The 22,635-nt window shown below is 57.9% G+C and carries 26 protein-coding genes and 1 tRNA gene; 22 read left to right on the forward strand and 5 right to left on the reverse strand.

What is annotated here, in order from left to right; genetic code table 11:
* The first annotated feature begins 212 nt into the window (after window positions 1-212).
* From JK176_RS00105 to JK176_RS00150, 10 genes are all read left to right on the forward strand, one after another.
* A complete protein-coding gene (locus tag JK176_RS00105; protein WP_228125396.1) occupies window positions 213-971 on the forward strand; it encodes a DsbA family protein in 759 nt (252 codons plus the stop codon).
* A 409-nt stretch (window positions 972-1,380) separates the two neighbouring features.
* A complete protein-coding gene (locus JK176_RS00110; RefSeq protein ID WP_211585837.1) occupies window positions 1,381-3,774 on the forward strand; it encodes a bifunctional diguanylate cyclase/phosphodiesterase in 2,394 nt (797 codons plus the stop codon).
* A 35-nt stretch (window positions 3,775-3,809) separates the two neighbouring features.
* Window positions 3,810-4,607 carry a dihydropteroate synthase gene (gene folP, locus JK176_RS00115; protein WP_211585838.1) on the forward strand — a complete coding sequence of 266 codons (798 nt, stop codon included), beginning with the start codon at window positions 3,810-3,812 and terminating at the stop codon, window positions 4,605-4,607.
* Window positions 4,604-5,503, forward strand: coding sequence for a 2-amino-4-hydroxy-6-hydroxymethyldihydropteridine diphosphokinase (folK, locus tag JK176_RS00120; protein WP_211585839.1), 900 nt, complete (start codon window positions 4,604-4,606; stop codon window positions 5,501-5,503). Before folP ends, folK begins: the two co-directional genes overlap by 4 nt.
* Window positions 5,500-6,174, forward strand: coding sequence for a GTP cyclohydrolase I FolE (gene folE / locus JK176_RS00125; protein WP_228120879.1), 675 nt, complete (start codon window positions 5,500-5,502; stop codon window positions 6,172-6,174). The genes folK and folE overlap by 4 nt, the downstream gene beginning before the upstream one ends.
* Window positions 6,175-6,292: 118 nt before the next feature.
* Window positions 6,293-6,835 (forward strand): Rrf2 family transcriptional regulator, encoded by a 543-nt coding sequence (locus JK176_RS00130; RefSeq protein WP_211585840.1) that lies wholly within the window; start codon window positions 6,293-6,295, stop codon window positions 6,833-6,835.
* Between the two features lie 29 nt (window positions 6,836-6,864).
* Window positions 6,865-7,257, forward strand: a complete 393-nt coding sequence (locus JK176_RS00135) for a cupin domain-containing protein (protein ID WP_249194072.1) — start codon at window positions 6,865-6,867, stop codon at window positions 7,255-7,257.
* 19 nt (window positions 7,258-7,276) lie between these two features.
* Window positions 7,277-8,185 carry an NAD(P)-dependent oxidoreductase gene (locus JK176_RS00140; RefSeq protein ID WP_211585841.1) on the forward strand — a complete coding sequence of 303 codons (909 nt, stop codon included), beginning with the start codon at window positions 7,277-7,279 and terminating at the stop codon, window positions 8,183-8,185.
* A gap of 121 nt (window positions 8,186-8,306) precedes the next feature.
* Window positions 8,307-8,912: a CatB-related O-acetyltransferase gene (locus JK176_RS00145; protein ID WP_211585842.1), complete on the forward strand. Its 606-nt coding sequence runs from the start codon at window positions 8,307-8,309 to the stop codon at window positions 8,910-8,912.
* Window positions 8,913-9,103: 191 nt separating this feature from the next.
* Window positions 9,104-10,003, forward strand: a complete 900-nt coding sequence (locus JK176_RS00150) for a fructose bisphosphate aldolase (RefSeq protein ID WP_211585844.1) — start codon at window positions 9,104-9,106, stop codon at window positions 10,001-10,003.
* 15 nt (window positions 10,004-10,018) lie between these two features.
* On the opposite strand, the gene JK176_RS00155 is transcribed toward JK176_RS00150, so the two are convergent.
* Genes JK176_RS00155 through queE form a run of 3 tightly spaced genes read right to left on the reverse strand, consistent with a single transcriptional unit; the run spans window position 10,019 to window position 11,921 of the window.
* Entirely contained in the window at window positions 10,019-10,546 is a 528-nt protein-coding gene (locus JK176_RS00155; protein ID WP_211585845.1) for a 6-carboxytetrahydropterin synthase, read from the reverse strand.
* Window positions 10,543-11,277 (reverse strand): 7-cyano-7-deazaguanine synthase QueC, encoded by a 735-nt coding sequence (gene queC / locus JK176_RS00160; protein WP_211585846.1) that lies wholly within the window; start codon window positions 11,275-11,277, stop codon window positions 10,543-10,545. The genes JK176_RS00155 and queC overlap by 4 nt, the downstream gene beginning before the upstream one ends.
* Window positions 11,278-11,279: 2 nt before the next feature.
* Window positions 11,280-11,921, reverse strand: a complete 642-nt coding sequence (gene queE / locus JK176_RS00165) for a 7-carboxy-7-deazaguanine synthase (protein ID WP_211585847.1) — start codon at window positions 11,919-11,921, stop codon at window positions 11,280-11,282.
* A 134-nt stretch (window positions 11,922-12,055) separates the two neighbouring features.
* On the opposite strand from queE, the gene JK176_RS00170 reads away from it, so the two are divergent.
* Together JK176_RS00170 and JK176_RS00175 are read left to right on the forward strand one after the other, a co-directional pair.
* Window positions 12,056-12,895: an ABC transporter permease gene (locus JK176_RS00170; RefSeq protein WP_194261806.1), complete on the forward strand. Its 840-nt coding sequence runs from the start codon at window positions 12,056-12,058 to the stop codon at window positions 12,893-12,895.
* A 4-nt stretch (window positions 12,896-12,899) separates the two neighbouring features.
* The gene (locus JK176_RS00175) at window positions 12,900-13,670 is read left to right on the forward strand and encodes an ABC transporter ATP-binding protein (protein WP_211585848.1); all 771 of its coding nucleotides are present in this window, start codon (window positions 12,900-12,902) and stop codon (window positions 13,668-13,670) included.
* Between the two features lie 9 nt (window positions 13,671-13,679).
* Here JK176_RS00175 and JK176_RS00180 read toward each other — a convergent pair whose 3' ends face one another.
* Window positions 13,680-14,030, reverse strand: a complete 351-nt coding sequence (locus JK176_RS00180) for a DUF3147 family protein (protein WP_194261807.1) — start codon at window positions 14,028-14,030, stop codon at window positions 13,680-13,682.
* 74 nt (window positions 14,031-14,104) lie between these two features.
* Window positions 14,105-14,181, reverse strand: a tRNA-Asp gene (locus JK176_RS00185).
* 201 nt (window positions 14,182-14,382) lie between these two features.
* Here JK176_RS00185 and JK176_RS00190 point away from each other — a divergent pair.
* From JK176_RS00190 to JK176_RS00235, 10 genes are all read left to right on the forward strand, one after another.
* On the forward strand, window positions 14,383-15,312 hold the full coding sequence (locus JK176_RS00190) for a retroviral-like aspartic protease family protein (protein ID WP_194266747.1): 930 nt from the start codon (window positions 14,383-14,385) through the stop codon (window positions 15,310-15,312).
* A 118-nt stretch (window positions 15,313-15,430) separates the two neighbouring features.
* A complete protein-coding gene (locus JK176_RS00195; RefSeq protein WP_211585849.1) occupies window positions 15,431-16,903 on the forward strand; it encodes a methyl-accepting chemotaxis protein in 1,473 nt (490 codons plus the stop codon).
* The gene (locus JK176_RS00200; RefSeq protein ID WP_211585850.1) at window positions 16,903-17,172 is read left to right on the forward strand and encodes an STAS domain-containing protein; all 270 of its coding nucleotides are present in this window, start codon (window positions 16,903-16,905) and stop codon (window positions 17,170-17,172) included. Before JK176_RS00195 ends, JK176_RS00200 begins: the two co-directional genes overlap by 1 nt.
* Complete coding sequence (locus tag JK176_RS00205; RefSeq protein ID WP_211585851.1) at window positions 17,169-17,528, forward strand: response regulator; 360 nt, start codon at window positions 17,169-17,171, stop codon at window positions 17,526-17,528. The genes JK176_RS00200 and JK176_RS00205 overlap by 4 nt, the downstream gene beginning before the upstream one ends.
* On the forward strand, window positions 17,525-19,573 hold the full coding sequence (locus tag JK176_RS00210) for a chemotaxis protein CheA (RefSeq protein WP_211585852.1): 2,049 nt from the start codon (window positions 17,525-17,527) through the stop codon (window positions 19,571-19,573). Before JK176_RS00205 ends, JK176_RS00210 begins: the two co-directional genes overlap by 4 nt.
* Window positions 19,574-19,575: 2 nt before the next feature.
* On the forward strand, window positions 19,576-19,998 hold the full coding sequence (locus tag JK176_RS00215) for a chemotaxis protein CheW (RefSeq protein ID WP_194261813.1): 423 nt from the start codon (window positions 19,576-19,578) through the stop codon (window positions 19,996-19,998).
* Window positions 19,995-20,852 (forward strand): protein-glutamate O-methyltransferase CheR, encoded by an 858-nt coding sequence (locus JK176_RS00220; protein WP_211585853.1) that lies wholly within the window; start codon window positions 19,995-19,997, stop codon window positions 20,850-20,852. Before JK176_RS00215 ends, JK176_RS00220 begins: the two co-directional genes overlap by 4 nt.
* A complete protein-coding gene (locus JK176_RS00225; protein WP_211573957.1) occupies window positions 20,849-21,910 on the forward strand; it encodes a chemotaxis response regulator protein-glutamate methylesterase in 1,062 nt (353 codons plus the stop codon). The genes JK176_RS00220 and JK176_RS00225 overlap by 4 nt, the downstream gene beginning before the upstream one ends.
* Window positions 21,907-22,302 (forward strand): response regulator, encoded by a 396-nt coding sequence (locus tag JK176_RS00230; protein WP_194261816.1) that lies wholly within the window; start codon window positions 21,907-21,909, stop codon window positions 22,300-22,302. Before JK176_RS00225 ends, JK176_RS00230 begins: the two co-directional genes overlap by 4 nt.
* Window positions 22,295-22,633 carry a hypothetical protein gene (locus JK176_RS00235; RefSeq protein ID WP_211585854.1) on the forward strand — a complete coding sequence of 113 codons (339 nt, stop codon included), beginning with the start codon at window positions 22,295-22,297 and terminating at the stop codon, window positions 22,631-22,633. Before JK176_RS00230 ends, JK176_RS00235 begins: the two co-directional genes overlap by 8 nt.
* The last annotated feature ends 2 nt before the right edge of the window (window positions 22,634-22,635 follow it).

The raw sequence follows: 22,635 nt of genomic DNA on the forward strand, positions 1-22,635 counted from the left end.
GGTCACGACTGTCCGGCCTCGTGGCCTTTGCGGAGGACGGGCGCGGGCAGACGGGTCTGCGCCGTGGGTCCGGTTCCGGCTCTTGTTCCCTCATAACGGCAATCTGCGGTTTGTGGGAGGGGCGAGTTGGTGTCTTCTCTTTGCGGTGGACGTTCTTTATGGCGTATGGATCAGACGTTCTGTCTTTCTTTCAGCTGATCCGGAGCTTTCCATTGAAACACCATCTGCTTGCCACGGCGTCTGCTGTTGTTGCCGGAATGGCCTTTCTTGTGGGCGGACAGGCTCTGGCGGCTCCGGCCACGTCTTTCACGCCAGCCCAGCGCGCCGAGATCGTCGGCATCATGCGCGACGCATTGCAGAACGACCCAAGCATCCTGACGGATGCTATTCGCTCGATCCGTGAAAAGGCCGAGGAGCAGAAGCAGGATTCGACCCTTGCTGCTGTGAAGGCGCATCAGTCCGAGCTTCAGAGCGCTCCTGACTTTGCCATCCGGGGCAATCCGCATGGGAAGGTCACGGTTGTGGAGTTCTACGATCCGCGCTGTTCGTATTGCCGGTCCATGATGGGCGAGGTGGATCGTTTCCTGACACGTCATCCGGACGTGCGGCTGGTCGAGAAGGTCGTGCCGGTTCTGGGGAGCAACAGTGTTCTGGACACGCGGGCCATTTTCGCGGCCAGTGCGCAGGGCAAATATGACGTCATGCGCAAGGCGCTGATGGAAGACACCACCAAGCCCAGCATGGAGCGGATCGTCGCTCTGGCGCAGGCCAATGGTCTGGATGCGAAAAAGCTGACGGCGGATATGAGCTCGCCCCAGACCGTGGCGCTGATCACGACCAATCTGGATCAGGGACGCGCGGTTGGTCTGGATGGGACGCCGACCTTCATTTTTGGTACGGCGGCTGTCGCGCCGGGGGCGCTTGAGGCAGATCAGATGGATGCGTTTTTGGAGCGTGCGCGTAAAGCCTGAGGGTTTGGGTACGAGAAATCCTTGCTGAAAAGTTAAAAATGGCTGGTGTTTTTAACGTTCGCGAAGGGAGACTTCGTGAACGTTAAAGGAACTCGTGCGGAACCGGTTTTCCGGGGTTTGGCAAGCGCGTATTTGCCGGTATGGTTTTCCTGTTTTCGTGAAACGGCGTTCTTCTGATCCTGACGAAGTCGTTTCGGACTTTTGACGTGCTCCACTGGTATGATGGTGTATGAAAGACGACAGACAGTCCGGCGCGGGGAGCAGCGCTGGTGGGGAACGGGGATCCGGGGTTTCTGGCGCAGCAGGGTGTCAGGACGGGCCCTGTGCTGAGGAGCCGGACCGGCGGCCTTCCGGGGGAACGCGCCTGAGACGGTGGTTCCGGCAATCGCTGGTTGTGCGATGGGCCGTCTTGAGCGTTTTTAACCGCAGCCGTTCCCCCGTTTTGAAAAAAGCCCTGTTTTTTCAGGCGACGCAGGTTCCGGCGTATTTTCAGACTGCGTTCAACAGGGGGCAGCTGCGTTCCCTGAGGCTCCTTTTTCCCATTCATCTTCTGGCGCAGGCGGTGAGCGCGCCGGTGGTGGCGCTGGGTGTGTGGTCATCGAGTTGGTGGCTGGCCCTTTTCCTGTTTGTGGGGATCGAAGGCGCTTTACTGCTCTGGTTTTCCCGGGTTCAGCCAAACATCAGAAGCATGCGGAGTTTTGCGGATTACGCGGCGATCCGCAGGGCGTTGCGGATGTTGAATGGGGCATTGGGGCTCGTCTGGTTCGTTTTCATTATTCTGGTGTTTCGGCTGCATTGTGAAGACATCCATCTTCTGACGCTTGGTGTGTGTTTTGGGCTGATGGCGCCCCTTCTGCTCTGCGCTCCGGTGAGTGGAGCCGTTGAGGCCATGGTCGTCCCGATCATCGCAGGGGCCTATGGGGCGCTGCTGGAGGGCTGTTTTTACCGGTCGGTCCTGTTTACGGCGTCGTTCTTTCTTATGGCGACGGTGTGCGGGCTTTTCGTTGTGGGGATCAGCCGGCTGGTGGGTGTTCTGTTGTGGCGGATGCAGATTGCGCGTCTGAAACAGCGGGAGCAGGCAGATATCCTGTCGCTTCTCACGCGGCGCTCTGCGGCACCGACCGGGCGCTGGCTCTGGGAGACGGACGAGGCGGGTGTTCTGCGCAACCCATCGGCGGGGCTTTGCCGGATTCTGGGGCGTGATGAAACGCAGATCGCGGGCAGGACGCTGGCAAGCCTGCTGGAGATACCCGCGGCCAGCTTTGATCAGTCTGGTTCGATCTCTTCAGAACGACATCTGGCGTATTGTCTGACGCATCGGCTGGCGTTTCGGGAACTGGTGGTTCGGGCCGTGGCCGGGTCAGACGCGCGTTGGTGGATGCTGACGGGAGAGCCGGTGTTCCGGGGCGGAGTGTTTCGGGGATATCTGGGAGTGGGCGCCGACGTGACGGCTCTCCAGCGTGTGCGGGAGCGGCATTTTCATCGCGTGCGACATGATGCTCTGACCGGGTTGCCGAACCGACTGGCCTGTCAGGAGCATCTTCAGAAAAGTCTTCTGGAGACGATGCGTGGCGCTCAGGCGTTCGTGGTCGTTCTCATCTCGCTGGATGTTTTCAGTCTCGGGCGGCGACGTGTGGTGACGCCGGACGAGGCTGCAGAGGTTCTTCAGAAGAGCCTTTCGCGACTGAAGGCCTGTCTTGCACGGAATGTGCCTGACGATCTGAACGGCGCGGAGGAATGTTTCGTAGCGCGGTACGGCGTGATGGATCTGGCGGTTGTGACAGGAATTCCGGTCGAGCGGAAACGCCAGTTTCTTGAGGCGCTGGCGCTGGAGATCCTGTTGACGCTGAGCGGCGCTGTTAGCATAGCCGGGGATGTCATCGACGTGGAGCCCGCGATTGGTATGGCGGTATCGACGACCGGTGACGGTGAGGTGCTGGTGGAGGCTGTCGAGACAGCGCTGCGGGATGCGCGGGGAGAGCGGGTCGGGCGTTACAGCATTTTTGATCCGTGCGAGGAGATGGCGGGAAGCCGTCAGCAGAGTCTGTTCAGGGATGTGCGTCAGGCTTTGCGGCAAAAAGCATTCGCGCTGGTGTATCAGCCCATCGTCAATGCCCAGACCGGAATGGTGATCGGATTTGAGGCGCTGTCCCGGTGGAAGGGGGCGGCGCACAAACATCTGTCGATCGAAAAGGTTATCGATACGATTGTCGAGACTGGGAGCGGGCTGGAGTTCGATTTCTGGGTTCTGGAGACAGCATGTCGGGCAGCGCGGCGCTGGCCGGTTCCATTATGGGTTTCGGTCAATATGACGGCGACGCATTTTTCTCTCCCCGATATTGCGGGGCGTATTTTCCAGGTTCTGGCGCATACGGGGCTGGAGGCCCACCGGTTGCAGATCGAAGTGACGGAGACGCAGGCGCTTGAGGTGGGGCCCCGTGTACACCATGCTTTTCGCGAACTGGAATTCAGGGGTGTTGGAATTGCGCTGGATGATTTCGGCAAGGGATTTTCGACGCTGATGTATCTGCGACAGTTTCCGTTTTCCAAGATCAAGCTGGATGCGGCCTTTATTCAGGACATGTTGCTGGATGCGCGCAGCGCGGCGGTGGTGCGGAATGTGATTGCGCTGGGGCGGGATCTTGGCGTCGCGGTGACGGCAGAGGGCGTCTCGTCGCCGGAGCATTGCCGCCATTTGCAGGAGCAGGGCTGTACGGAAGTTCAGGGGTTCTATCTGGGGCGTCCGGTTCCGGAGGAAGACGTACCGCTCTTCTGGGCGCGCCGGGTGGCGGACCTGTCCTGAAAAGATATGTGGAGACTGTGGATGGGAACGGCAGCATGAACCGGTTTGGAAACGGGCAGGTGGCGGTCATGGGGATTGTGAACGTCACGCCGGATTCCTTTTCTGACGGAGGCCGCTTTTTTCGGCCTGAAGCGGCTCTGGCCCATGGGCGAGCGCTCGTGGCGGATGGGGCGGACCTGCTGGATGTGGGGGCTGAGTCCACACGGCCGGGTTTCGTGCCGGTTGCGGCGGAAGAAGAATGGGCGCGTCTTGCGCCGGTCGTGGGGCAGTTGGTTGAGGATGGAGTGGTCGTTTCGGTGGATACGACCAAGGCGTTTGTTGCGAAGCGGGCGCTTGAGGCTGGTGCGTCGGTCATCAACGATGTCTGGGGGTTGCAGGCTGACCCGGACATGGCTGCCGTGGTGGCGGATTCGGACGCGACGGTGATTGTGATGCATAACCGTCATGACGTGGACGAGGCACTGGATCTGCGCGCGGACTGGCGACGTTTCTTCGATCGATCGCTGGAACTGGCGGAAAAGGCCGGAATTATGCGCGATCGGATTGTGCTGGACCCGGGTGTGGGGTTCGGCAAGACACAGGTGCAGAATGTGGAGGCCGTGGCGCGGCTGGGGGATCTGCGAACCGAATATGGATTGCCGGTTCTGCTGGGGGTGTCGCGCAAATCCATGTTCGGGCATTTTCTGGGGCGTGCGGCGTCTGAGCGGCTGGCGGGAACGCTGGCGACCCATTTGTACGGGGTGGAGCAGGGCGCTGCGGTCTTGAGGGTGCATGATGTGCGCGAGCATGTGGATGCGTTGAAAATGCGTCAGATTTTGAAGGATGTCCGATGATTGTGCCTGCCCTGACGTCTGTTTTTGTGCGGGATCTGTGTCTGTTTGGCTATCATGGTGTCCTGCCCGAAGAGACGCGGATCGGGCAGCGTTTCGTGGTGGATATCGAGATCCGTGCGGACCTGTCGGATGCGATTGCAGGAGATGATTACGAACAGGCCGTCTGTTACGGGACGCTGTGTGATATCGCGTCGGACATCGTGACCGGAAAGCCGCTACAGCTCATCGAGACGGTCGCCGGGCGGATTGCCGAAGCGGTTCTGGCGCGGCTTGAGCGTGTGGAGTGGGTTCGGGTTGAAGTTCGCAAACCGTCCGCGCCGGTGCCGTATGTGGTGTCGGGAACGGCCGTGGTGGTGGAACAGGCCCGGGTTTACGAGGTTGCGCTCTCTCTGGGTAGCAATCTTGGAGAAAGGGAGGCTGTTCTGGCGGCGGCTGTGGATCGGCTTTCGCTTGTGGGAGGGCTGGAGATCGTGAAGGTGTCGTCGCTGTATGACAGTGCGCCCTGGGGCGGCGTGGAGCAGCCGACATTCGTCAATATTTGTGCGACCGGACGGACGACGCTGGCGCCTCATGCGCTTCTGCGGGAGTGCAAAGCGATCGAGGCGGAGCTGGGACGTGTGCCGGGCGTGCGCTGGGGCGCGCGGGCCGTGGATATTGATGTTCTTTATTATGGCGCGCGGGAGGTTCGGGACCGGGTTCTGAGGCTGCCGCATGCTTGTCTGTTCGAGCGGGCTTTTGTGCTGGAACCGCTGGCGGAAATTGATCCAGATCATGTCATTGGTGGACGTCGCGTGCGGGACGCGCTAGCAGTCCTGCCGCGGAGCCCGGGGGATGTGACCCGGCGCGTCCCTGATGGCACGGGCCGTTGGGGCATAGAGGAGCCTGAACCCGCATGACCAACCTGAACGCCACGACCGTAGCCACTGCATCGGCCTATCAGTCGGACAATCAGGAGAGCCTCTCGTCCGAGGAGCGTCGTCCGATGGGAGCGTTGCCGCTGCCTGCGGATGCGGAAGTGCGGATTGCGGGGGCTGTGCGGGAAATTCTTGAGGCGCTGGGTGAAAACCCGGATCGCGAGGGACTGCTCGATACGCCGCAGCGCGTGGCGAAGATGTATCTGGAAGTGTTCAGCGGGCTGCATCAGGACCCGCGGGATCATCTGAAGACGCAGTTCTCGGCGGACCGGCATCATGGTGCGGTGATCGTCAAGGATATCCGCTTCCATTCGATGTGCGAGCATCATCTGCTGCCGGTTTATGGCAAGGCGCATGTGGCCTATCTGCCAGCGGGGGGGCGTCTGACGGGATTGAGTAAGATTGCACGGCTGGTGGAAGGGTTTGCGCGTCGGCCGCAGCTTCAGGAGCGTCTGACGGACCAGATCGCGCAGGGCATGGAAGATGTTCTGGCGCCGGAAGCCGTGCTGGTCGTGATTGAAGCAGAGCATATGTGCATGAGCATGCGCGGTGTGCGTTCGCCCGGTTCCACGACCGTGACGTCCATCGCACGGGGAAGCTGGCAGCACGATAATGCGGCCCGGATGGAAATTATGTCCCTTCTGCGCGGGTAATCCGCGCCGGGCGTTTCGGGGCAGTCTGAAAAACGGATGATTTTTCAAGGCTTTTGAGGCCTGCGTTTCTGCGCGTGGATGACTTGCGAATCAAAACGCGGACTTATATGGTCTGCGTATGGCACTTTATGGCGCAAGCACCGAATACGTCCTGCACAGTTTGTTGTGGCTCGTGGAGCATCCCGAACCGGTCAGCAGTCTGGATCTGGCGGAGCTTCAGGACATTCCAGCGGCCTTTATCGCCAAGCAGCTTCCGAAGCTGGAGAAAGCCGGGATTCTTGCGGCCTCCGAAGGGGTGAGGGGCGGCTACAGGCTGGCCCGCCCTCCGGCACAGATCAGCGTGTTGGACGTTGTGGATGCGGCTGAAGGCCGGAAGAGCCTTTTCAACTGTCAGGAAATTCGCGGGCGTTGCGTCCTGTTCGATGACACGCCGCCGCACTGGGCCACGAAGGGCGTGTGCAGCATTCATGCGGCCATGTTGCGGGCCGAGCAGACCATGCGCGAGGAACTGGCACGGACGTCTCTGGCCGATCTGGCGTCCTCTGTCCGGGACAAGGCGCCCTCTGCGTTTCTGGGAGAGGCGCAGGGATGGCTTGAGAACCGCTCCCAGACCCGCCGGATCAGTAAAGTCAGGCAGCGACGGTCTGCGGATACGGACTGATTTTTTCCCATCCAACATCAGGATACAGAATGATGCGTCGTTTTATTGCGCTTGGCGCCTTGGCTTTGTGCGTCTGCACGTCGTCCCTTCATGCCGCGACGAAGGTCACGCCGCTTCTGGCCCATGATCTGCCGGGCATATTGGGAAAAGAAGGGGCCATGCTGACCGTCGATTATCCGCCCGGCGGGTCGGACCCGATCCACCGGCATGGGGCTTCGGTGTTCGTTTATGTGTTGCAGGGCGGTGTCGTCATGCAGGTCAGGGGTGGGAAGCCTGTGACCCTCCATCCGGGGCAGACGTTCTTTGAGGGACCGGATGATGTGCATCTCGTCGGACGCAATGCCAGCCAGACCGAGCCTGCCCGTTTTCTTGCGTTTTTCGTCAAGGACAAGGCTGCGCCGTTCGTCTTGCCCGCGAAGTAATGTCTGAAGGAAACGGATCATGAAAATTCTGCTGGCTGGGGCAAGCGGTGCTGTGGGGCGCCCTCTGATCGCGCGTCTGGTGAAGGCGGGGCATGAGGTCTGGGGGATGGTGCGTCGGGCTGAAAATGCTTCCATCATTCAGGAGCTTGGCGCATGGCCGGTGGTGGGGAATGCGCTGGATCGGGCGGAGATGTTCGCTCTGCTGGAGCGGGTACGGCCGGAGGCTGTGATCGATCAGTTGACGTCCCTGCCGTCCAGTCCGTTCGATCTGGCGCAAAGACTGCCTGCGGACCGCGTGCTGCGTCTGGAAGGCGGGGGCAATCTTCATGATGCTGCTCGGGCTGTGGGTGTGCGACGTTATGTGCAGCAGTCCTGCGGGTTTTACCTGAATGGTGAGGGAGTGCTTGCGACTGAAGACTCGCGGTTGAGAACGGAGGCTCCCGGCGGGATCGGGGAGAGTGCGCGGATGTATGAGGCGCTGGAACGGCGCGTTCTGGGCGATGGCGTCATGGACGGTGTCGCGCTCAGATACGGGTTTTTCTACGGGCCGCGCACCTGGTACTGGCCGGATGGTGCGTTCAGCCTGCATGTCCGCAAGGGTGAGGTGCCTGTGATTGGAGGCGGGCGGGGCATGTTTTCGTTCATTCATGTGGACGATGCGGCACAGGCGACGGTTGCGGCTCTGGCGGCACCTGCGGGGTTCTATAACGTGGTTGATGACCAGCCGACCGCGCTGTCTCGATGGTTGCCAGCCTATGCAGCGTGGGTTGGGGCCGATGCTCCGCCGCATGTGGATGAGGCCGATACTGTCAGGCATGGCGGAGAAGAGAGCGTCTATTATCAGAACAGTCTGAGCGGGGCTTGTAATCGCAAGGCGAAGGCGCTTCTCGGACTTGAGCCAGCAAGAGTGCCTTGGGTGGGCGTCTGACATCACGTTTTCTCGAGGCGCATGGACTTCCGGTGCGACAGGGGCATGCTGGCCTTCCGGCTGCGGTTCTTTGTGTTTGGCTTCGGCTTTTCCGCAGGCATCAGCATGAAGGAATGAGCCCATGTCGTTTGGAAATCGCGCCTTTCAGGCCCTGACACGTTATGCGCTGGCGTATCAGCAGGATGAGTGGGGCTGGGAGATCGGCCCGCATACTTACGGCGTTCCTACTGTTCTGGAAGTCGGGGAAGCCGGGCTGCGGATTGGCGACTACTGTTCGATCGGTCCCGGTGTCACGATCATTCTGGGGAATCACCGGGCCGATCTGGTCAGCACCTATCCGTTCAAAACGCTCTCGCATTTCTGGCCTGCTGCCGAGGAGGGGCAATACGATCACTCCAGCAAGGGAGAGGTCGTGATCGGCAATGACGTCTGGATCGGGGCGCAGGCTACAGTCATGTCTGGCGTGACGATTGGCGACGGGGCCGTGATTGCCGCGCAGGCGCTCGTGACGAAATCGGTACCGCCTTATGCGATTGTGGGGGGTAATCCGGCAAAAGTGATCCGGTACCGGTTTTCGGAAAGCATTATTGCGCGGCTTTTGGCGCTGGCGTGGTGGGAATGGCCGGAAACTCTGGTGAAAGAGCGCTGCGGAGCGCTGATGAGCGACGATATCGAGGCGTTTCTGGCGCTTTATGAAAATGGTCATAACGGCTCTGAAGACAGCTGATCCTGATTTGGTGAGCGGTGAGCCGCTTCATCGGGTGTCGGGGGTGCGCTATGATTTTCCGAAGCTGTCGGGCAGGAACCATTCCGGGCATCGGCGCGATTGGACTGTGTCGGGAAACGCACTGCGAGGCGGGGTGATCCGTGGGGTCCTTCGGGAGCGGTGACGGTTTTCCTGTATCGAAGGGGATCTTGATGAGCACCGCAGACAAGATGATGTCACAGATGGCCAACAAAGGCGGGTTTATTGCCGCTCTGGACCAGAGTGGCGGTTCCACGCCGGGCGCGCTGAAGCAGTACGGCATTGCCGAGAGCGAATATTCTGACGAAAGTCAGATGTTCGCGCTTATGCACGACATGCGGGTTCGGATCATTACGGCGCCTTCCTTCACCGGCGACAAGGTGATCGGCGCCATTCTGTTCGAGCGCACGATGGACGGCGACGTGAATGGTGAGCCCGTTCCGGCCTATCTGTGGCGCGAACGGGGCGTTGTGCCGTTTGTGAAGATCGACAAGGGGCTGGAGGCGGAAGCGGACGGCGTTCAGCTTATGAAGCCGATGCCCGATCTGGATGCCCTGCTGGCGCGTGCGGCCAAACTGGGCGTTTACGGGACGAAAGAACGCTCCACCATCCGTCTACCCTCCGAAAGTGGCATCCGGGCCATTGTTCGCCAGCAGTTCGCGGTGGCCGAACAGGTTCGCAAACATGGGCTGGTGCCCATTCTTGAGCCGGAAGTGCTTATCAAGAGCCCGGACAAGGCCGCGTGTGAGCAGCTTCTGCACGATTACGTCCTCGAAGAGCTGCAAAAACTGCCCGAAGACGCCAGGATCATGCTGAAGGTCACGATTCCGGAAGTTGCGGACCTCTATGACGATATTGCGCGTGATCCGCGGATGGTTCGGGTTGTGGCGCTGTCAGGAGGCTATCCGCTGGATCAGGCCTGCGAGAAGCTGCGGCACAACCACCGGATGATTGCGAGCTTCTCCCGCGCGCTGATCGGTGATCTGCGGCATCAGATGGATGATGCACAGTTCGATGCTGCGCTGGGAGAGGTGATCGGGGAAATTTACGACGCTTCGGTCCATAAGGCCTAAAGCTTGGTCCGGACGTCAGGAAATGCTGGCGTCCGCTTTATTCCACCAGCACTGTTCCGGGGGCCTTGAGACGGCGGGCAGGTAATGCTGCGGATTGCCGCCGAGGCGCACGGTGTTGGTGGGGGTTTCTTCCAGTTCGATTTCATGAACGCGCAGAATGTCGCCCTGATCCGCGAGAATGGCGGTCAGTTTGGCGAGCATGAGGGCTGCCATCAGTTCGGTCGTCGGGTCGCCGGGCGTGACGACGATCCGGCTGGCGCGTTCGGGCTCGTTGGTGCGGAACCATGCGAGCAGCGGGTCTGTTTCCGAAAGCTGGAGCGCGTGATCGAGGCTGTTGTCCACGAAATGGTGCCAGCGTGTCTTGGCTTCTGCGAAGGGCAGGATCATGTTTGCGTGGCCGTCCAGCCGCGTCTGTCTGGCCGGACGCAGCGTGACGCGGACATATTCGTTATGACCGTGCGGGATGGCGCAGCGTTCGCTGGCGCCCGTAATGAGCCGGTGCCCCATGCAGAAACGCCGGGTAAAGACGAGTTCGGCGGTCATACGGCGCCTCCGTGGCGGCTCTGCTGGTAGCGGCGCCATCCGTCGGCCCGCAGGTTGCAGGCCGGGCAGGTGCCGCAGCCATAGCCCCAGTCATGGTGATGCGTACGGTCTCCCATGTAACAGGAATGGCTGTCCCGGTTGATCAGGTCCACGAGGGGCTGGCCGCCAAGCTGCTCGGTCAGGTCCCAGGTCTGGGCCTTGTCGATCCACATCAGCGGCGTATGCAGTACGAAACGCTGGTCCATGCCGAGATTCAGGGCGACCTGAAGGGCCTTGATTGTGTCGTCGCGGCAGTCTGGGTAGCCGGAATAGTCGGTTTCGCAGACGCCGGTGACGATGTGGCGCGCATTGCGGCGGACGGCGAGGGCGGCGGCGAAGGTCAGGAAAATGATGTTGCGGCCCGGCACGAACGTGTTGGGCAGACCGTTTTCGCTCAGTCCGATCTCCGCTTCACGGGTCAGGGCCGTTTCGGAGAGCGCGCCGAGGGAGGCGAGGTCGATCGTGTGATCGTCGCCGAGGCGTGCTTTCCACTCTGGCGAAAACGCGGCCATCCGCTCGCGCAGGGTGTCGCGGCATTCGAGTTCGATGGCGTGGCGCTGTCCGTAGGCGTATCCGACCGTCTCGACCCGATCGAAGCGGGAGAGGGCCCAGGCGAGGCAGGTTGCGGAATCCTGCCCGCCGGAGAACAGGACGAGCGCAGTGTTGCTGCTGATGGCCGTGTTCGTGCTCATGGTCAGGGGATTCCGATCAGCTTGTGCGTTTGGAGCGACAGGCGCCAGCGCGGGTGGCGCAGACAGTATGCGACGGCGGCCTGTGTGTTGGCGATGCGGTCGGGGCCGTCCATCGGCTGAAGCCAGAAATGCCGGAAGGACAGTGTCTCGAAAAGTTCGGGCGGCAGGTCTGGCTGGGGGTAGATCAGCTTGAGTTCCGCGCCTTCGGTCTGGACGAGCGTGCTGTTCGGCTTGGGGCTGACGCAGACCCAGTCGATTCCGGCCGGGGCCGCGATCGTGCCGTTGGTCTCCACGGCGATCTCGAACCCTTGGGCCTTTACGGCGGCGATCAGGGCATCATCAAGCTGGAGCAAAGGTTCGCCACCGGTGAAAACGACATAGCGGCGACCGCTGTCATCGGCGGTGCCGGTCCAGCAGGCCGCGATGGTGGCGGCCAGAGCCTCGGCGGTGTCGAAGCGGCCGCCGCCTTCGCCGTTCGTCCCGATGAAATCGGTATCGCAGAACGTACAGGCGGCCGTGGCGCGATCCTGTTCGCGGCCCGACCACAGGTTGCAGCCCGCGAACCGGCAGAACACCGAGGCACGGCCTGTCTGTGCACCCTCGCCCTGGAGGGTCACGAACATTTCCTTCACAGCATAAGACATGACCGCAGCATGTCGGCGAGGATGGCGCAGGATGCAAGGGAAATCATCATGTCGGGCTAAAGGTGTTCTGCGAAGTGGGATGTTTCGCGGGCAAGGGGGATGGGCAGCGCCTGCTTTCATGGTAGGGAAGGCGCATGGAAGACATGAATGCCCGTTCTCCTGTTCTGACCCTTGAGCCTCTGCGCGGCTGGGGGCTCGTCCGCGCCGCGTGGAGCGATCTGCAGGCGGGTCTGCGGCTGTTGCCGCTGGCCGTGACGCTCGGCTGGCTGGATATCAAGATGCGATATCGCGGCTCCATTCTGGGGCCGCTGTGGCTGACGCTGTCCACGGCTGTCATGATCGGCGCGATGGGGGTGGTGTACGGCTATCTCTTCCACATGGATCTGAAAGCCTATCTGCCGTTCCTGTCACTTTCGATCGTGTTGTGGGGATATGGCGGGACCGTCATCAACGATGCGGGGACAGTCTTTACGCAGAGCACGTCCCTGTTCCATGCGATGCGGATTCCGGTCAGTCTGCCCGTCACGCAGGTGATCGTCAGGAATCTGCTGATTCTGCTGCATAACATGGTTGTCGTTGTTGTCGTGTTTGCGGTTTTCCATGTCTGGCCGCAGCAGATCTGGAGCCTGCTGTTCAGTCTGCCGCTCTGGATCGTGGACAGTTTCTGCGTCATTCTGCTGATCGGGATGCTGGGCGCGCGGTTTCGGGACATTGCGCCCATCGTGGCGTCTCTGATGCAGATTTTCTTTTTCGTGACTCCGGTGATCTGGAAGCCGGAACTGATCACGACCGGACGACACTATCTGTTGCTTGATCCGTTTTATCCGCTGCTTGAAATCGTGCGTGCGCCGCTTCTGGGCCAGACGGTGGAGTCCATCGTCTGGGAAGCGGCTCTCGGGCACAGTGTGCTTCTGTGGCTTCTGGCGGCCATTCTGTTCTGCCGGATGCGGTCGCGCATTCCTTACTGGATCTGATCTGATGCCCGGGATTATTGTTGATCGTCTCTGTATCGATTTTCCGCTGTATCATGGGCAGAGCCGCTCCCTGAAGCGGCAGGTCGGTAAAACGCTGGCCCGCTTTGCGCCATCATCACCCTCCGCTCATCTGATGCGCGACATGCGGGAGCGCACGATCGTGAGCGTACTGCGCGAGATCAGTTTCACGCTGAATTCCGGCGAGCGGCTGGGGTTGATCGGCAGCAACGGCGCCGGAAAAACCACATTGTTGCGTGCGCTTGCGGGCATTTACGAACCTGTTGCGGGACGCGTACAGCTTGATGGAACGATGCGGACGCTGCTGGACAGCAGTCTGGGCATGAATCCCGAACTGACGGGGCGTGAAAATATTCGCCTCAAGGGACGCTATGAGGGTCTCTCACGCCAGAAGATTGAGCGGATCGAGCAGGACGTACAGGATTTTGCCGAACTCGGCCCTTATATGGACATGCCGATGAAGGTTTACAGTGCGGGCATGAGTGTCCGGCTGGCTTTCGGTCTGGCGACGGCGTCATCTCCGCAGATCCTGCTGATGGATGAATGGTTTCTCGCGGGGGACGGGGTGTTCATGAACAAGGCCAAGGCGCGCCTTGAGGAACTTGTCCAGCAGGCAGAAATCCTTGTGTTGTCCACGCACCAGCCCAAGATCATGCGGCAATGGTGTACGCGCGTCATCTGGCTTGAGAACGGACATATCCGCATGGACGGCACGCCAGACGAGGTTCTGGACGTCTATCTGGAAGAGGCGGGCTGAGGGCCTGTTTCAGCCGCCTGTACCGAAACGGGCGAGCGCCCATGTCGTGCAGAGATACAGAACAATCGTCAGCGCACATCCTGCCAATAGGGCGAACCAGAACGGCAGCCCTGCCCGGAGCAGTCGCGGAATCAGCAGAAACATGGGCAGTGAGGGAAGCACATACCAGAATGTCGCTTCCGCATGACGGCTCATAACGATGCGGTCCGGCTTTTCCAGCCAGAGCCAGATCATACCCAGAACCGATACGAGCGGCAGGGATGCAATCAACGCACCAAAGCCAGGATAGCGCCGCGCAATACTGGAGGCGGCGGCGATCAGGAGCCCTGAAATCAGGCATTTTAGAATGAAGAACAGCATAGTCTTCCCTAAAAACGGGCAGTGGCTTCTTCAGAGTTTTTTTTGGGAGAATGTGGCCAACTCCATGAGAGGAGTGGCGCGAGTGACGGGGCTCGAACCCGCGACCTCCGGCGTGACAGGCCGGCGCTCTAACCAACTGAGCTACACCCGCAGAGACACTTTTCAGTGTCTTGGGACCTTCCGTCTGGAAGCTGTTTGGCTTCCTCTTGGTCGGTGGCGGTGATGTATCAGCCTGCCTGTGGGGTGACAAGAGGGTTTTTTGAAAAAAAAGCCTTTCGGATCAAAAAACTGCCTTGCCCGGGAGGAAAGGGGCGTGTCCTGTGTAACGGAACGATACAGGCGGGAGAGCCTCATGAAGTTGGGACGACTGGCGGCACTGCTGTTTCTGGGAACGGTGCTGGCCGGGTGCGAGACGGGGCCGCACCAGTGCAAGCTGATCACGAGCGGGAACATGCCAGTGCTGAATGACTGGGGTAGCCCGATCGTGCGGGCCGCAATCAACGGGCACCCGGTTGCACTTATTGTCGATACGGGGGCGTTCGCCACGACGGTTGGACAGAGCTTTGTCGAACCTCTGGGTCTGAATGATATGGGGAGAACGGTTCTGATCCATGGTGTTGGAGGTCAGGACTATGGGCGTGTCGTGACGATCGACACGCTGGACATGGGGAGTTCCAAAGCTACCAACATCGCAGTTGCCGGTGCCGGGAAATTTGTCGGAAAGGTCGCTGGCCTTCCGGTTGTGGGGGTGTTCGGGCGTGATTTTCTTGGGCGCTACGATACGATTGTGGACATGCCTTCACACCGTGTCCGGCTGGTTGAGACGGAAGACTGTGATATCCCCACGCCGGGATGGGAGGGTCATATCCACGTCGTGCCGATCAGCCATATCTATAACGAAGGCCACAAAACCACTCTGGAAATACGTCTGAACGGCCATCCGGTTGATGCAACGCTGGATACGGGAGCCTCGACCACCCTGATCAGTCTGGACGCGGCCCGGGCAGCGGGTGTGACGCGTGCGATGCTGGAAAAAGATCCTGTTTCAACCGGATATGGGCTGACGCGAGATCCTGTGAAAAATTATCTCCATCATTTTGAGACACTTCAGGTGGGGGATATCGTTTTTCACGATGTCTCTCTGAAAGTGGGGGGAGGGTTGCCCGATACGGATGCGCTCCTCGGGGCGGATGTTCTGAAACATTACCGGATCTGGATCCCCCGTTACGGCAACCGGATGTTTGTTCAGCACGATGTCGATATTCCGGCCCCCTCTTACTGAGACTGTCTGGAGGCGCATTAACGGAGTTTCAATCAACTGTTCTCTAGGAAGGAGATTATCTGGCCGGCTGCCTGTGGCTGGCATGGTGTGATCTGTGTTTCTGGAGAGACAGCCTGGCATGTCCGACATACGCTCTGTTCCCGTACAAGGGAGTTTCCTGCTGCGTCGGCGGCTGCTTCTGGCCTTTGCCATTCCTGTAATCGTCGGAGTCTGTGGGGTGCTCTGGGGGGTGAAGGTGAGCGGCCTCTCTGCTGCATCTGCCAGGGCGTTTCTTGTCCCTGAAATCGCGCTTCTTGGACTGTTTGTTGTTTCGGGAATTTTTGCGTTTGTTCAGGTCGCGGGACGCGGGGATGCTCTGACAGGGGCTGTCAGGCAGCTTGCCGCCCAAGGGACCCTGCCGAAAGATGCTCATGAAGCCAGTCTGGTCCGGTTACAGGTCATGCTGGGTGAGGCGCGCACCAATTCCGAGAGAAGTGAAATCCTGGCATCTCAGGCGCAGTCTGCGCTTGCTGCTGTTCGGATCGAAGCTGAAGACGCACGGCAGTCGGCCCAGCAGGAAGCTGCCGAACATGAGCGGGTGATTGAGATTGTTGGGAATGCCATGGCGAATCTGCGCGATGGCGAACTGGGATTTCGCCTCGAAGAGGCCTTGCCTGCCCGCTACGACCGACTGCGGCAGGATTTCAACGAAACGGCGTTAAGCCTTCAAAAAGTGATGGTTTCGCTAAACGACAGCATTTCGACGATTTCATCGGGGTCTGCTGAAATTGCATCCGCGGCGGACGATCTGGCCCGCCGTACGGAACTTCAGGTCGCGCGTCTTGAAGAAACGACGATTTCTGTCGGAAATGTTACGGAAACCGTCCGAAAGACGGCTGCGGCCTCGGTTCATGCGAGCGAAGTCGCCAGTCAGACGCGTGATCGTGCGGAAAGATCTGGAGAAGTGATGATGGCTGCTACGGCGGCCATGCAGGACATTCAGAAATCGTCCATCCATATCGCACAGATTCTCGGGCTGATTGACGATATTGCTTTTCAGACAAATCTGCTGGCGCTGAATGCCGGGGTCGAAGCTGCCCGAGCAGGGGACGCGGGTAAGGGATTTGCGGTCGTCGCGGCCGAGGTTCGTGCGCTGGCGCAGCGATCAGCGGATGCGGCCAAGGAAATCAAGGGACTGATCACCTCCAGCACACAGCAGGTCAGTCGTGGCAGTTCTCTGGTCGAAGAGACGGGGGTCGCGATGAAATCCATCGTGGAGAACGTCAGTGAAATCAGTGTTCTGATCGGTGAAATTGCTACGGCTGCGCGGAGCCAGGCGAATGACCTTTCGGAAATCAGCGTTGCGGTCAGCCAGATGGATCAAAACACTCAGCAGAATGCCGCAATGGTCGAAGAAGCCACGGCTGCCAGTCATAATCTGAGTGCGGAAGCCAAGGAACTTGTGGGAAGTCTCCAGCGGTTTCACTTGCAGGATTATGGTGATGACCCGTTTGGCTTGGCAAAAGAAGACTCCATTCTGCCAACTGCCACCACGCAGTGGGGAGAAAGTCCTTTTCAGACGTCTGACGAAGGTTGGGAGGAATTCCGGTAATGGACGCCCTCATTCTCCCTGAAATATTGGATACCAGATATGCGGTTCCGTTCTCAGAACTTCTGAAAAAACAGGAGGGCGCTTTTCTTCTGGATGGAGAGAGTGTGCAGCGTGTTGGGGGACTCTGCTTTCAATTGCTGGTCTCCGCATTTGCGACTGCGCAGACGCTAGGTACGTCTTTTGAAATCAGAAACGTCTCCGATGAAATGAAAGAAAACCTTACCCTGCTTGGCGGAGATTTTCTTCTCAAGGGGGAAGGCGCAGCATGAATATTCTGGTTGTCGATGATTCCAGAACCATGCGGGATCTGGTCAGTCGTGAGCTTCGCGGAGGCGGATACGACGTCGAAACGGCTGAAGACGGCGTGGATGCTCTGGAAAAGATCAAGGGATTTCCACCTGCCGTTATCATAACGGATCTGAACATGCCGCGTATGAACGGGCTGGAACTGACGCAGGCCCTGCGTACTCGGGATGAAACGAAGTTTGTTCCGATCATTTTTCTGACGACGGAATCTGGTGATGAGCTTCGGCGTGCTGCGCGCGAGGCCGGAGCGACAGGATGGATCGTCAAGCCATTTGACGGCCCTAAACTGCTTGCAGCAGTCAGGCGGGTCAGCGCATGAGTGCGACAGAGTTTACGGATGATATGGATGCCATCCGACAGATTTTCTTTGACGAGTGCGATGAACAGCTCGCTCTCCTTGAAGAAGAACTGACGACGTTGAGCGATGAGCCGGAAGACAAAGAAAAGATCAACACGATCTTCCGGTGCGTTCATTCCATCAAAGGCGGAGCAGCGGCCTTTGGGATGGAGGAACTGGTAAAATTCTCCCATCTTTTTGAGAGTGTGCTTGACCTGTTTCGGTCAGGAGACTTGTCCGTCACAACTGAGAGCATCGCGACGTTTTTAAAGTGTAAGGATGCTCTGTTCGATATCGTTACAGCTTTTAAAAATGAAGGGACGGCCTGTGAGGCTGCCTCCGATACTGTGGCTGAACTGGAGCGATATCTTGATTCAGGAGCGTCCGAACCGGAGCCGTCCCCCGAGGATGTCGAGATGGATGACATCTTTGGAATGGCGTTTGCGCCAGTCAAAATTGAAATCGAGGCGCCGGTCGACCAGCGGTTTTCGATTTCCCTGAGAATAACGACTGAGTTTTACGAACGCGGCGACGATGTCCGGAATATTCTGATCGCGTTGAAGGAACTGGGGACGCTTCAGGTTGAAGTGGATACTGACGCGGTTCCACTGATTGGCGATATTTCACCTGAACGGAGTTATCTAACGTGGAATCTCCTGTTGGAAACTCAGAAGTCGCGTGGTGACGTCGAGGAAATTTTCGAATGGTCCGGAGACGATCTTCAAGCGACGGTTACGCTCATAGCTGACAATGTTGCTGACGGTCCCGCATCTCTGCCTGTGGAGGTTGAAGAAAAAATAGATCTTCAGATCAAGAAGCCTGCCGAGCGCAAGGAATCCGCGACTGTCCGTGTCGACATCCAGCGGATCGACAAGCTTGTCGATCTGATTGGGGAGCTGGTGATCAATCAGGGTGCCATTCAATCACAGATGCGGCGTAACAAGGTTCACGGAGATTCTGTTCTGGGAAATGTCGTGACGGCGCAGGAGCAGCTTATTCACGAGCTTCAGGAAAACGTCATCACCATGCGGGCCTATCCGATCAAAACCGTTTTCCAGAAGCTGGGCCGGGTTGTCCGAGAGACGGCAAGACTAACGGAAAAGCAGGTTCGGCTTGTGCTGGAGGGAGAAGACACCGAGGTGGATCGTTCCATTCTCGAAAAACTGTCCGACCCTCTGACGCATATGGTCCGTAATGCGATTGATCATGGTATCGAAAGTCCCCAGGCCAGATCGCTGGCTGGCAAGGATCCGGAAGGGCTGCTCAGACTTCGGGCGTTTCAGCGCTCTGGACGGATCATCGTCGAAATTCAGGATGATGGCGCCGGTCTGGATGCCGACAGGATTTACGAAAAAGCGGTTGAAAAAAAGATTATTGAAAGAGGGCAAAGACTGGATCGGGAGGAAATTTATTCCCTGATTTTTGAGCCCGGTTTCTCCACTGTTGCAGAAGTCACCGATGTTTCGGGACGCGGCGTGGGAATGGACGTGGTCAAGCAGAGTCTTCAGCAGATCAACGGGAGGATTTTTATTAGCTCTGCTAAAGGAAAGGGGACAACGTTTTCGATTTCACTGCCGTTTACGTTGTCAGTTATTGAAGGAATTATTTTCAAGGCCGAAGGCCAGGATTTTGTAATTCCGGTCAATAATGTCCTTGAGACAATCATATTCGACGCGAAAAAAGCTTTTCATGTTGGAGAAGGGAAATACGGATATCCTTATCGGGACGGCTATTTATCCGTCATTTATGCCTCTGATATTATTGGAACGTCTTCTGATGGACTGAATCAAAAGATATGTTTTGTTATTGAAAATGAAAACGAAGAAAAACTTGCATTTATTGTTGATAAAATCATTGATCATTCAAGGTTTGTAGTAAAGAATCTTGAAGACAACTATAGAAAAATCGCCTGCTTTTCAACAGCGACCATTCTTGGGGATGGGAACGTGGCATTTATTCTGGACGTTGAATTTCTCTTTGGTGAGCTTCTGAAAAAACGGGAAGGTTCGTTGGAGGAAAGGGTATGATCATGGAAAAAGCTCTGGTCTTTTCCTTGGGGAGCCAGGAATTTTCTGTTCAGATTTCTGCCGTGAAGGAAATCAAGGAATGGGCGAAAGCGACGCCTTTTCCGGCAGCTCCGGCTTTTGTGGAAGGAGTGGTCAATGTCCGCGGTTCCGTGATCCCGCTTGTGAACATGGCCCAGATGATGGGGGTTTCTGATGATAACGATGAAAAAAAGGCCATTATTTTTCTGAAAGACGACAAGAAGATTATTGGTTTTTCGGTTTCGAATGTGACGGATATCTCGGATATTGACGAAGAAGACTTCCGACCCCTTCCAGAGCTTTCCAGCGATAATCTCAAATACTATTCAAACGGCATTCTGTCCTTGGGAGGGCGTCTGGTTTTTTCTGTGAATGTGGCCTCGCTGTTTGAAGGAAGTTTGCAATGACAGTGATGGAGCTTCAGGATCAACAGGAGATATCGGACGAAAATTTTCGGATTATTGCAGGGATTGCCAAAACGTCTGCTGGAATTTCTTTATCTGACAAGAAGAAAAGCCTTGTTTATTCGAGAATTTCACGCCGTGTCCGGCAGGAAGGGTTTGGCTCTTTTGATGAGTATTGTAATTTTCTGGTAAGTGGCGCTGGAGTTAATGAAAGAAATCATCTTGTTTCGGCGCTGACGACAAACGTTACCAGCTTTTATCGGGAAAAGCATCATTTTGCGTATCTTGAGCAGTTATTGCGCCAGAAATTATACTCGCGCATTGAACGTGGCGAGGAACTCAGGATCTGGTCGGCAGCCTGTTCGAGCGGCGAAGAAGCTTATTCCATCGCTATGACAGTCTTGAAGTGTCTGTCTGGCATTTCGGGACTGAAAGCAAAGATTCTGGCGACAGATATTGATGCCGACATCCTCAGTCAGGCCAAGCTGGGCAGTTATAATTCTGTGGAAGCGGAAGCCTTGTTTGAGGCCGGCGTGCTGTCGTTCTGTCGGCTCGAAAGCAATCGGGTCGTCATGTCTGAAAGAATTCGGGACATGATCCGGTTTCGCCGCCTCAATCTGGTGGAGCCATGGCCGTTTTCATCGCGGTTTCACGCCATTTTCTGTAGGAATGTCGCGATTTATTTCGACCGGGAAACTCAGGACAGGCTCTGGGGCAATCTCTCGGCGCGCATTTTTCCAGGTGGTGAGCTTTATCTGGGACATTCGGAACGTATTGCTCATCCTGAACGCTTTGGAATGGAAAGTATTGGGTATAATGCCTATCGCAAGGTTTCGACCGGAGAGATGTCTCCATGAGCGGTTCAAAGCCTTTGACGGTCGTGGTCGTCGACGACTCTCTGACAACGCGGGCGCTGATCGCAGCAGCTCTCAAACGTGATCCTCGCGTCAAAGTCGTTGGGACGGCTGGAACGCCTTTTGAGGCACGCGATCTGATCGTACGGCTGAATCCTGATGTGCTGACGCTTGATTACGAAATGCCGTCCATGAATGGATTGCAGTTTCTTGAAAAGATCATGCGGTTGCGCCCGATGCCTGTGGTGATGGTGTCGGGTCGTCTCTCCAGTCATCAGGGGCTGGTGGAGCAGGCGCTCCGGATGGGGGCTGCTGAGTGGTATTCGAAAATGGCGCTCGGGAGCGGAGAGGAGCCTTTTGCCGGGTTGGGAGACGCGATTGTTCGAGCAGGCGCCACAAAAGGGCAACCTGCCGTATCGGTAGGGGGGAGTTTGGGAGCCAGAGTGATGGCTGCCACGAAAACCGGAACTGTCGTTGGCATCGGTGCCTCGACCGGTGGCGTGGAAGCTCTAACGGATGTGCTCGAGCATTTTCCGAAGGATTGCCCCGCGACAGTCATCGTGCAGCATATGCCAAAACAGTTTTCCGAGAGCTTTGCGCGCCGTCTGGACAGGGTTGTGAAACCGGACGTCAGGCTGGCGGAAGAGGGCGATGTGCTGAAGCCGGGTGTTGTGTATGTCGCGCCTGGTGGGGGGCGTCATCTGCGTATCAGGGGTGGGGCGCGCCCTGGTGAGTATGTCTGCCAACTGGTAACGGCGCCCCCCGTTAATGGTCATCGGCCATCCGTGGACGAACTGTTTTATTCTCTTGCCGCCACAGTGGGGAAAAATGCTGTGGGCGTCATCCTGACCGGAATGGAGTGCGATGGTGCGCAGGGTCTGCTGGCCATGCGTCATGCCGGTGCCTGTACGATCGGTCAGGACCGGGCAAGTTCTGTCATTTATGGCATGCCACGCGCTGCTTTTGAATTGGGTGCGGTGGACACGCAGCTTCCGCTGTCCGCCATTGGTCCCGCTATTCTCAATCTTTGTGAACGCCGTTCTCTGGAGACGTATCCATGATTTCCGCCTCTTCCATGTCCGTGCTCCTCGTGGACGACCAGACCTCTATCCGTTCGATCCTGCGCAATACGCTTGCCCAGATCGGTTTTGTGCAGATTGCCGGTGTCCGCAACGGGGTGGAAGCTCTGGAGCATCTGAAGAGCAATTCGGTTCATCTTATCATTTCGGACTTCAACATGCCGGACATGGACGGGCTTGAGCTTTTGAAGGCTGTCAGGAGCAATGCGCGAACTGCGAAAACAGGTTTCATCATGTTGACCGGGCAAGCGAGCAAGGAACTGGTGCAGCAGGCCATTGCGGAGGGCGTGAATAATTTCCTTGCCAAGCCTTTTACGGCCAGCTCGCTTAAATCCCGCATCGAAGCTGTTTTCGGACCGATCTGCGGTGCTTGAGGTTTCGAAGGGACTTCCGTTGCCTCAGGTCCTTGAAGGGCTTGGGGTACAGCTCGCCATCAGTCTTCAGGAACTGCGAAGACTGGAGACCGTCTGTCTGAAGGCGCTTCTGGGAGAAAATCCTCTGGAGTTGCAGGATTTCGACAGGATCGCCCAGGTTCTGGATCAGGTGGCGAGCTGCTGTGAAGGGCTGAGCCGTGAGCCTGAGGTAGAGACTGTGCAGGTTCAGCGGTCAGTTGTGGATCGTTTGACGATGGGAGAGATCCGTCAGCGTCTGCTGGCGGAAGCCCCCCAACCGGCAGTAAGTTCCGGAGAGGTTGAACTCTTCTGAGG

This window comes from Gluconobacter sp. Dm-73, assembly GCF_018256215.1.
Taxonomy (GTDB): domain Bacteria; phylum Pseudomonadota; class Alphaproteobacteria; order Acetobacterales; family Acetobacteraceae; genus Gluconobacter; species Gluconobacter cadivus.